The organism is Burkholderia sp. KCJ3K979, from assembly GCF_016759955.1.
In the GTDB taxonomy this organism is placed as follows: domain Bacteria; phylum Pseudomonadota; class Gammaproteobacteria; order Burkholderiales; family Burkholderiaceae; genus Burkholderia; species Burkholderia orbicola.
Genome location: NZ_JACFYV010000076.1, coordinates 18078 through 27908, shown reverse-complemented (window position 1 = coordinate 27908; position 9831 = coordinate 18078). Strand labels below are relative to the sequence as shown.

General features: G+C 70.2%; 9 protein-coding genes and 1 pseudogene. 2 read left to right on the top strand and 8 right to left on the bottom strand.

The genetic code is table 11. From position 1 onward, the window contains the following. Both H3O04_RS18050 and H3O04_RS18045 read right to left on the bottom strand, forming a co-directional pair. Positions 1-300 (bottom strand): annotated as a pseudogene (locus tag H3O04_RS18050) (citrate transporter); the annotation flags it as partial. Between the two features lie 133 nt (positions 301-433). After that, a complete protein-coding gene (locus tag H3O04_RS18045) occupies positions 434-1597 on the bottom strand; it encodes a CaiB/BaiF CoA transferase family protein (protein ID WP_202588176.1) in 1164 nt (387 codons plus the stop codon). A gap of 277 nt (positions 1598-1874) precedes the next feature. Between H3O04_RS18045 and H3O04_RS18040 the strand changes: the two genes are divergently transcribed. Together H3O04_RS18040 and H3O04_RS18035 are read left to right on the top strand one after the other, a co-directional pair. Further along, the gene (locus H3O04_RS18040) at positions 1875-2135 is read left to right on the top strand and encodes a hypothetical protein (RefSeq protein WP_105797788.1); all 261 of its coding nucleotides are present in this window, start codon (positions 1875-1877) and stop codon (positions 2133-2135) included. A gap of 152 nt (positions 2136-2287) precedes the next feature. Beyond that, positions 2288-2710 carry an NUDIX hydrolase gene (locus H3O04_RS18035; RefSeq protein ID WP_034174133.1) on the top strand — a complete coding sequence of 141 codons (423 nt, stop codon included), beginning with the start codon at positions 2288-2290 and terminating at the stop codon, positions 2708-2710. Positions 2711-2743: 33 nt separating this feature from the next. Here H3O04_RS18035 and H3O04_RS18030 read toward each other — a convergent pair whose 3' ends face one another. The 6 genes from H3O04_RS18030 to cobN all read right to left on the bottom strand — a co-directional run bounded on the left by H3O04_RS18030 (position 2744) and on the right by cobN (position 9827). Continuing rightward, the gene (locus H3O04_RS18030; RefSeq protein WP_124478102.1) at positions 2744-3070 is read right to left on the bottom strand and encodes a low molecular weight protein tyrosine phosphatase family protein; all 327 of its coding nucleotides are present in this window, start codon (positions 3068-3070) and stop codon (positions 2744-2746) included. Between the two features lie 25 nt (positions 3071-3095). Beyond that, positions 3096-3728, bottom strand: coding sequence for a DUF1993 domain-containing protein (locus H3O04_RS18025; protein ID WP_006476027.1), 633 nt, complete (start codon positions 3726-3728; stop codon positions 3096-3098). 25 nt (positions 3729-3753) lie between these two features. Continuing rightward, positions 3754-4206 (bottom strand): YaiI/YqxD family protein, encoded by a 453-nt coding sequence (locus H3O04_RS18020; protein WP_124478103.1) that lies wholly within the window; start codon positions 4204-4206, stop codon positions 3754-3756. A 61-nt stretch (positions 4207-4267) separates the two neighbouring features. After that, on the bottom strand, positions 4268-4876 hold the full coding sequence (locus H3O04_RS18015) for a VWA domain-containing protein (RefSeq protein WP_202588175.1): 609 nt from the start codon (positions 4874-4876) through the stop codon (positions 4268-4270). 68 nt (positions 4877-4944) lie between these two features. Then, entirely contained in the window at positions 4945-6021 is a 1077-nt protein-coding gene (locus H3O04_RS18010) for an ATP-binding protein (RefSeq protein WP_105797786.1), read from the bottom strand. After that, positions 6018-9827: a cobaltochelatase subunit CobN gene (gene cobN / locus H3O04_RS18005; protein ID WP_202588174.1), complete on the bottom strand. Its 3810-nt coding sequence runs from the start codon at positions 9825-9827 to the stop codon at positions 6018-6020. The genes H3O04_RS18010 and cobN overlap by 4 nt, the downstream gene beginning before the upstream one ends. Positions 9828-9831 lie beyond the last annotated feature (4 nt).

Here is a 9831-nt window from a genome sequence, read left to right as displayed (position 1 = left end):
GCCCATCACGATGCGCGGCGGATGACAGCCGATCACGCGCAGCACGCCGGCGATGATCGGATCGAGCATCCCCGCGTCGGTGAGGATTCCGAAAAATAGAATCGCAAAAACGAACATCCCCGCGATCGGGCCGATGTTCTGTACGCCGTGCACGACGAACTTGCCGGTCTGCAGCCCGAAACCGGCCGCGAGCGACGCGGCGACCGGCACGACGATCAGCGCGACGAGCGGCGACAGCCGCTTCGTGATGATCAGGCCGAACAGCGCGACGATGGCGACCGCGCCGGTCCATGCGAGCATGATGCGTCTCCTCTTCAGCCGGCGCGCATCGAGCGGCGTGTCGATGCGCGGGCCGGCGTGATGTCCGAATGATGGTGTGCGCGGCGCGTGGCCGGGCGCCGCAATGCGGCACGGTCGGCGGCCGCGATGCCGGTCAGGTCCGGCGGTTGTCGTTGTCGTCGTTGTCGGCCGCGAACACCTGCGCCGCATGTTCGTTCAGCGCGGGCGGCGCACGCCGATACGTAGCCGGCGTGCGGCCGAGCTTGATCGGCGACGCGATGCCGCGATGCCGGCCCAGCTCGACCTTCATCCGCCGATGCGCGACATGCGGGTGGTCGAGCGCCGCATCGAGCCCGAGCACGGGCGCGCACGGCACGCCGCGGCGCATCAGTCGTTCGGCGAGCGTCGCGCCGTCGTGCGCGGCCAGCGCCGTTTCGAGCAGCGTGCGCAGCGCGGCGCGGTGCTGGCTGCGCGCGCGGTTGTCCGCGAAACGCGGATCGTCGAGCCAGTCGCGCGTGCCGAGCACGTCGCACAGCGCGGCGAACTGCCCGTTGTTGCCGACCGCCAGGAAGATGTCGACGCCCGCGGTCGGAAAGCTGTCGTACGGCGTGATGTTCGGATGCGCGTTGCCGGTGCGCACGGGTGCCTTGCCCGAATGGAAGAAGTTCGGCGTATGTGGATGCAGGATCGACAGCGCGCAGTCGAACAGCGTCGATTCGACGAACTGGCCGCGGCCGCTGGCGTCGCGTTCGCGCAGCGCCATCAGCACGCCGAGCGCCGCGTTCAACCCTGTGACGAGATCGACGATCGGCACGCCGACCCGCAGCGGCGCGCCACCGGCTTCGCCGTTGACGCTCATCAGCCCGGCGAGCGCTTGCACGGCCGCGTCGTAGCCCGGCAGGCCGCCGAGCGGGCCGTCCGCGCCGAAACCCGACACGCGGCAATGGACGAGGCGCGGAAACCGCGCATGCAGCGCGTCGAAGCCGAGCCCCCAGCGCTCCATCGTGCCGATCTTGAAGTTCTCGACGAGCGCGTCCGCGTGTTCGAGCAGCCCGAGCAGCCGCTCGCGATCGGCCGGCTGCGTCAGGTCGAGCGCGACGCCGAGCTTGTTGCGGTTCACGCCGAGGAAGTACGACGCGGTGTCGCCGTCGAATGGCGGGCCCCATGTGCGCGTCTCGTCGCCGGACGGCGGTTCGACCTTGATCACCTCCGCGCCGTGATCGGCGAGGATCTGGGTCGCGTACGGGCCGCCCAGCACCCGCGACAGATCGATGATGCGCAATCCCGCCAGCGCGCCCTGCTGCTCGTGTTCCGCCATGCGTCTCGCTCCTGGTTCCGGTTGATCGGACTGCCGGTTCCGGCGGCCCGGCGCTTGCACGCGGCTTCCCGGATTCGACGAATAATTCTTGTGTGTGAATTTATATTCACACCGAGGAATTGTGTTGTCAAGCCCGGACGGACCCGGCCGCCGCGCGGAGAACGTCGCCGCGCGCAAGCGGGGACGACATCGAACACGGGCCGGTTGCGGTCGCGCCCCGCCGTTCGCTAAGCTGGCGGGCAAGGTTCATCTCCATCAATGACAAGGCGAAATATTCATGAAACGGTTGTGGCTGGCGGCCTTCGTACTCGCATCGACGCTGGGCGTCGCGCACGCGCAAAACCAGACTTTCCACTTCGGTGAAGGACAAACCGGGGTATCGGGCGCGGCGCCGCACGCTGCCGCGCCCACCGCCCGGCCCGCGCCTGCACGCCGGCACGTCACCGCGCCGTCGCCGCATCACCGGCGTGCCGTTCACAAGCGTCGTCATTCGCGCCACGCGAAGCCGGCGCGCAGCGGAATCTATACGCACGCGTGAGCCGTCGTCCGTGGCACGACCGCGGTGCACGGAACTGTCACGAACGGCCGGTATCATCGGCGCGGCGGCCTGCATGCCGTCGCCGTCTGCTGCCGGCCCCCGCATGGCCGGCGCCGGTTTTTCTCCACGATTCAGCACCTGTTTTGCCGAACATGAGCACCGGGCCGGATACCCTCGCCGTCATCAAGGAACGCGCCACGATCGTGTGCCGCCAGCGCAGCAGCGTGCTGCTGGTCGCGCGCACCGCGGCGCGCTGGTCGCTGCCCGGCGGCACGATCCGGCGCGGCGAGACGCCGCTCGAGGCCGCGCAGCGGGAGCTCGCGGAGGAAACGCGGCTGGAGGGGCTCGCGCTCGACTACGCGGTGCAGTTCGGCGGACTGACGAAGCTGCATCACGTGTTCGTGGCCGACGTGCCGGCGCACCTGACGCCGCGTGCCAGCAACGAGATCGCCCGCTGCAAGTGGTTCACCGTCGACAGGCTCGACACGCTGCAGGCCAGCGTGCCGACGCGCAAGATCATCGAGCTCCTGCGGCTCGACTGTTTTTCTGCGTTCGCGAGCGGGCCGCTGCGCTGAGATCGATGTCGGCTCGGGCACCGATTGCGGCGATTACGCGCGCAGGAACGGGCCGGCCTTGCGTTCGAGCAGGGCGACGAGTTCGGGCTGCATGAATGCGTAGCGGTCGGGAATGTCGAGGCAGACGATCTTCCGGTGCTTCAGATGCGCGCCGAATTGCGCCGACAGCCTGGCCCGGTGCGCGCGCTCCATCACGAACACGATGTCCGCCCAGTCGAGTTGCTCGACGGAGAGCCGCACGTCCGCGTCGGGCGCGAGGCCCGCGGAGTCGGTTTGGATGCCGGGCCACGCGGCGAACACGGCTTCGGCCGTCGGGCTGCGCAGCCGGTTGCGGCTGCAGATGAACAGTGCGCGTGTCATGTCGCTGCGCGGCGCCCGAGGGGGCTCAACCTTGCGGAATCGTGCCCGGCCGCACGTACGCGAGCATGTGCGGCACGTAATCGGCCTTGCCGAGCTCGACGCCGTGATGGCGCAGGATCGCGTACGCGGCGATCGCGTGGAAGTAGAACTGCGGCAGCGCCCAGTCGCGCGCATACTGTTCGCCCGTCATGTCGAACGCGATCCCGTTCGGCAGTTCGAGCGCGATCGGCAGCGCGGCGCCGCCGTCGAGCGCATCGGGGGCGAGTTCGCCGAGAAAGGCGAGCGTGCCGGCGATGATCGCTTGCGCATCGGCCGGCGAACCGGGTTGCGCATCCGCGTTCCAGCCCGCCTCGCGCAAGGCCAGCAACGCCGCCGGCAGCGGTTCGCCGCGCAGCCGGTAAACCGGCTCCATCGCCTGGAAACACGAGAAGCGAACCTGGGCGGAGAGCGGATACATGTCGGGGGCGAGCCTCAGCGTCATCGCCGCGTCGGGTTCGTCGCCCGCGGCCCGCCGATGGGCGACCGCCTTGTCGAGCCACGCGGACTGCGCGCGCAACATCTGGGTGTAGGTCGGAACGAGAAGTTGGGTGGGTGACACGCATGCGCTCCTGTGTTGGGGTTCTCGCCCCACGATAGCAGCGTCGGCGCGAACCTGCATCCTGGCCGGGCGCCGACGTGTGCCGTTACGGCTTGCCGTGCCGCGCCAGGAAGCGGTCTAGCTGCGACGCGAACGTCTTGCCGTCGCGCGCGCTGAACGGCGCCGGCCCGCCCGTATCGATGCCCGCGCTGCGCAACTGCTCCATCATCGCGCGCGTCGACAGGCGCTCCTCGATGTTCTCGCGGCTGAACCAGTTGCCGCGCGGGTCGAGCGCATGCGCGCCCTTGTCGAGCACGGCGGCGGCCAGCGGGATGTCGGCGGTGATCACGAGATCGCCGGGTTCCGCCAGCTCGACGATGCGCGCGTCGGCCACGTCGAAGCCGGCCGGCACCTGCACGGCCTTGATGAACGGCGACGGCGGCGTGCGTAGAAACTGGTTCGCGACCAGCGTCACGCAGATCTCGGCACGACGCGCGGCGCGGAACAGCATGTCCTTGATGACGGCGGGACACGCGTCGGCATCGACCAGTACTTGCATGACGGGGGTTTCCAGTGAGCGGAAGCAGAAGCGGCGATCATAGCGCACCGCCGGCCGGCCATCAGCCGGCGAGATCGGTGCGAAGCGCGTCGGCCGTCATCCACTGCGCGCCCCACGCCGCGGCGAGCCGCGCGCCCTGCCCGATCCGCACGGCCGCGTCGTCGAAGTCGACGAACACGACGTGATCGGCCGCCGCCGGTCTGGCCGGCATCTCGCGCGTGCGCCCGTCGGACAGCACCCACAGCCAGCGCTGCTTGCCCGGCTCGCGGCGCGCAGCGCTGGCCAGCAAGCGTGCGGCGGCCGCGATGCCGTCCGCGAGCGGCGTGCCGCCGCCGCCGTCGACCGGTTCTAGCCAGCGCGCGTTCCACCAGCGCGGCACGGCGGGGCCGAAGCGCCGCGCGGCGCCTTGGCCGCCGAAGCAAATCAGCGCGGTTTCGACCCGCTCACGCGCGGCCTGATCGAAATACGCGACGATCAGCCCCTTCGCGAGCGCGAGCCGGTCGTGCGACAACATCGACGCCGAACAGTCGAGCACGAAGCAATGCAGCGCACGCGGCGTGCCCGCGCGTTTCCCGAAGCGCAGATGCCCGCGATGCAGCGGGCCGCCGCGTTTCGCGGCGAGCGTCGCCGGCCACGCGACGGCCGTGCCGGCGCGCACCGTGCCCGGCACGCGCGCGGCCGCGCCTGACTGCCATCGAGGACCGCGAATCGCGTTCGCGGCGGCGCCGGCTCGATGGCTCAGCGTTTTTTTAGCGGCAGCGGTACCACGCTTTTCACGTCGCGCAGCCCCGCCGGTTCGGGCGGCAAGTAGCCCCAGTCGCCCTGCGATGCGGACGCGTCGGCCTTCGTGTCGTCCTGTCGCTTGTCAGGCTGCCGTGGTGTGTCCGACCGCGAACGATCGTCGCGTTCGCCACCGTGTTGCGACGACGACTGCGACGGCGGCGGCCCCGCGTGGCGCCGGTGCCGCAGCACGGCTTCGGCCACGCGCGCCACATGCGATACCGTCACCGCGTCGTCCTGTTCCAGTGCGGCCAGCGCACGCGCGGCGCGCAGCATCACGAGATCGGCCCGCAACCCGTCGACGGCCGCGTCGATGCACAGTGCGCTGACGTGCGCATGGACCGCATCGTCGAAATCGAGCGCCGGCAGCCGCGCGCGCGCCGCATGAATGCGGTCCGCGAGTTCCTGCTGGGCCGCCGCATGACGCGCGCGAAACGCATCCGGATCGAGATCGAACGCGAGTCGCGCCTTCACGATCCGCTCGCGCTGGGCGGCGTCGAAGCAGTTCTCCAGCTCGACCATCAGCCCGAAGCGGTCCAGCAACTGCGGGCGCAACTCGCCCTCCTCGGGGTTCATCGTGCCGACCAGCACGAAACGCGCATCGTGCGCATGCGACACGCCATCGCGCTCGACGATGTTCACGCCGCTCGCGGCGACGTCGAGCAGCGTATCGACGAGCCCGTCGGCAAGCAGGTTCACTTCGTCGACGTACAGCACGCCGAGATGCGCGCGCGCCAGCAGGCCGGGCCGAAAACGCACGCCGTTTTCGGCCAGCGCATGCGCGAGATCGAGCGTGCCCGTCACCTGCTCGTCGCTCGCCGACAGCGGCAGCGTGACGAACTGCCCTTCCGGCAGCAGCTCCGCCAGGCCGCGCGCGGCCGTCGATTTCGCGGTGCCGCGCGGGCCGCTGACGAGCACGCCGCCGAGCGACGGGTCGATCGCGGCAAGCAGCAGCGCCTGCTGCAACGCGTCCTGCGCGACGAGCGCCGCAAACGGAAAAACCGCGCGGGCGCGGTGAGTGGTCGGATCGGTCATGGCCGTCCTCCTTCCTGGCGTTGTTCGCTGGCGAGCCACACCGCTTCGATCCGCTCGCGATAGGGGCCGGGCTGCTGCCACAGCCCGCGCTGCATCGCTTCGACGAAGCGTTCGCAGATGCCGTGCAGCGCCTTCGGGTTGTGCCGTTCGAGGAACGCGCGGGTGGCGTCGTCGAACAGGTACGCGTCGGCGACGAGCGCGTACTGATGATCGGACAGCACGCGCGCGGTCGCGTCATAGCCGTACAGGTAGTCGACGGTCGCGGCCAGCTCGGCCGCGCCCTTGTAGCCGTGACGCTTCACGCCGTCGAGCCATTTCGGATTGACGACGCGCGAGCGGATCACGCGGGCGATCTCCTCGCGCAGCGTGCGCATCTTCGGCGCGACCGGGTTCGCATGGTCGCCGTGGTAGATGCTCGGCTGCTGCCCGGACAGGTGCCGCACGGCCGCCGTCATCCCGCCCTGGAACTGGTAGTAGTCGTTCGAATCGAGGATGTCGTGCTCGCGGCTGTCCTGGTTCTGCACGACGACGTCGATCGTCGCCAGCCTTTCGCCGAACACGTCGGGCGCTGCATCGCCCGCGCTGTTCTGCGCGTACGCATGGCCGCCCCATTGACGGTAGGCATCCGCGAGATCGGCGTCGGTCTGCCAGCGGCGCTGGTCGATCAGGTCCTGCAGGCCCGCGCCGTAGCTGCCCGGCCGTGCGCCGAACACGCGCCAGCCGGCGCGCCGGCGCGCTTCGTCGGGCGCCACGCCCTGCACGATCCACTTCTCCCGTTCGCGCTCGATGCGTGCGCGAATCGGGTTCAGCTCTTCGGGCTCGTCGAGCGCGGCGACGGCCTGCACGGCCGCGTCGAACAGGTGCATCAGGTTCGGGAACGCGTCGCGGAAGAAACCCGACACGCGCAGCGTCACGTCGATGCGTGGCCGGTCGAAGATCTCGATCGGCAGGATCTCGAAGTCGGTCACGCGATGGCTGCCGTGCGCCCATTTCGGCCGCACGCCGATCAGTGCGAACGCCTGCGCGATGTCGTCGCCGCCGGTGCGCATCGTGGCCGTCCCCCACACCGACAGCCCGATCGCGCGCGGATAGTCGCCGTGATCCTGCAGATGGCGTTCGATCAGTTGTTGCGCGGATTTCAGGCCGAGCGACCACGCGGCCTGCGTCGGCACCGCGCGCGTATCGACCGAGTAGAAGTTGCGGCCCGTGGGCAGCACGTCGGGACGGCCGCGCGACGGCGAGCCGCTCGGCCCCGGGGGTACGAAGCGGCCGTCGAGCCCGCGCAGCAGCTGACGCATTTCCTCACCGCCGCACGCATCGAGTGCGGGCAACAGCGTCGAACGCACGCGTTCCAGCACCGCGAGCGTATGCGGCCATGCGCCGGGCGGCGGCATGTCGATGCCGAGTTCGTCTGAAGCGCCGCCGCACACGGCGTCCAGCCAGTGCTGCGCAAGCCGTTCGAGCCGCTCGCGCGTATCGCCGGCATGACGCCACGGCGACGCGTCGAGCGCCTGCAGCACGGCCGGCCGCGGCCCGGTCCACGGCGCGGCCCAGTCGGCTGCGAGCGGATCGAAAGCGTCGCCGAGCGCGAGGTCACGCGCGAGTGCGCCGATCAGCCCGGCCCGTTCGCCCTTGCCGTCGCCGACCGGAAAACGAGCCAACGCGAGCAGCGTGTCGCGCCGCTGGCGCTCGACCGGCGACGCGCCGAACACGTGCAGCCCGTCGCGAATCTGTGCTTCCTTCAATTCGCACAGCCACGCGTCGACGCGCGTGAGCAGCGCATCCTCGTCGCCCGCATCGCGCGGCGGCGACACGCTCAGCTCGTCGTGCAGCCGATGCTCGGCGATCGTCGCGAGGATCGTCTTGCGCAACAGCTTCGCGCGCCGCGCATCGACCATCAGCGCTTCGTAGTATTCGTCGACCTGCCGTTCGAGATCCTGCAGCGGGCCGTAGTTTTCCGCGCGCGTGAGCGGCGGCATCAGGTGATCGACGATCACGGCTTGCGCGCGGCGCTTCGCCTGGCTGCCCTCGCCCGGATCGTTGACGATGAACGGATACAGGTGCGGCAGCGGCCCGAGCGTCAGGTCGGGCCAGCACGCGTCGGACAGCGCGACGCTCTTGCCCGGCAGCCACTCGAGATTGCCGTGCTTGCCGAGATGGATGACCGCGTCGACGCGATACGCATCGCGCAGCCAGAAATAGAACGCAAGATACGCGTGCGGCGGCACGAGATCCGCATCGTGGTAGCTCGCGTAGTCGTTCTCGCCGCGCGAGCGCGACGGCTGGATGCCGACGAACACGTTGCCCGCGCGCCAGCCGGCGATCGTGAAACGCCATTGCCGCAGCGTCGGGTCCGCTTCGGGCGGCCCCCAGCGTGCGTTCAGCGCGTCGCGTACGGCCGCCGGCAGCCGCGCGAAACGCGCGACGTAGTCGGCCAGCGCGTAACTCTGAAACGCGGGACGCAGCGTGCGCACGGCGGGATCGTTGGTCACGCCTTCGGTGAGTCGCGCGATCAGCGCGTCGCCGTCGGGCGGCAGGTCGGCCACCGTGTAGCCAGCGTCGCGCAGCGCCGCGAGCACGCACAGCGCGGAGGCCGGCGTGTCGAGCCCGACACCGTTGCCGATCCGCCCTTCGCTTTGCGGATAGTTGGCGAGAATCAGCGCGATGCGCTTGTCGGCGTTGTCCAGCGTACGCAGCCGGCACCAGCCGCGCGCGAGCGCCGCGACGAACGCGATCCGCTCCGCATCCGGCTGGTAGCGCACGACGTCGACCTCGGTATGCGGGCAGCGATACGCGAGCCCCTTGAAGCTCACCGCGCGCGTGACGATGCGCCCGTCGACTTCGGGCAGCGCGATGTGCATCGCGATGTCGCGTGCGTGCAGGCCCTGGTTGTCGGCCACCCACGCATCGCGATTGCCGCCGGACAGGATCACCTGCAGCACCGGCGCGTCGCCCGCGAGCACGTCGGGCTCGGGGCTGTCGATCGCGCCGGCCGCGAACGCGGTGGTATTCAGCACGAGCGCGACGCCGTGCGTATCGCAGAGCTGCGTGATGACCTCGCGGCTCACCGCATCCTTCAGCGACGTCACCGCGATCGGCAGCGGGTTCAGCCCTTCGTCGATCAGTGCGTCGGCCAGCGCGTCGAACACGGCCGTGTTCGCGGCCTGCCAGTGCGCGCGATAGAACAGGATCGCGACGACCGGCGCGCCGGGCGTCCAGCGCGGCCGCCAGTCGTCGACGCTCGCGCGGTCGCGCGCCGGGTGATACAGCGCGGCGGCCGGCAGCGGGCGCGGCGGTTCGGGTTCGTCGCCGAAGCCGAACGTGTGAAACGCGATGCTGCGCAGCAGCGCGTCGGCGTTGTGCACGCCGCCTTCGCGCAGGTAGCGCCACCACAGTCGGCACAGCTCGGGCTTGACCGTGCTTTTCGCGACGAGATTCGGGTCTTCCTGCAGGTCGCCCGAGAACATCGCGAGCTGCTGCCCGCGCTTCGATGCGAGCGACACGGCCTGCTCGATCCCGTACGGCCAGTACGCTTCGCCGCCGAGATGATCGATCACGACCGTCTTTGCGTGACGCAGCACGTCGTCGACGTAGAAATCGACCGACGCCGGCTGGCGCAGGAACGTGACGTTCGCGAGCCGCACGCTCGGGAACCCGGCGGGCAAGTGCGGCACGACGCTCGCGAGCAGCGACAGCGTCGTGTCGGCCGAACTCAGGATCACGATGTCGGCCGGCTGCTGGTCGATCCGGACGACGCCCTGCGTATCGTCGACGAAGCCGCCCGGCGTGGTGCGCAGCAGATGCATCGTG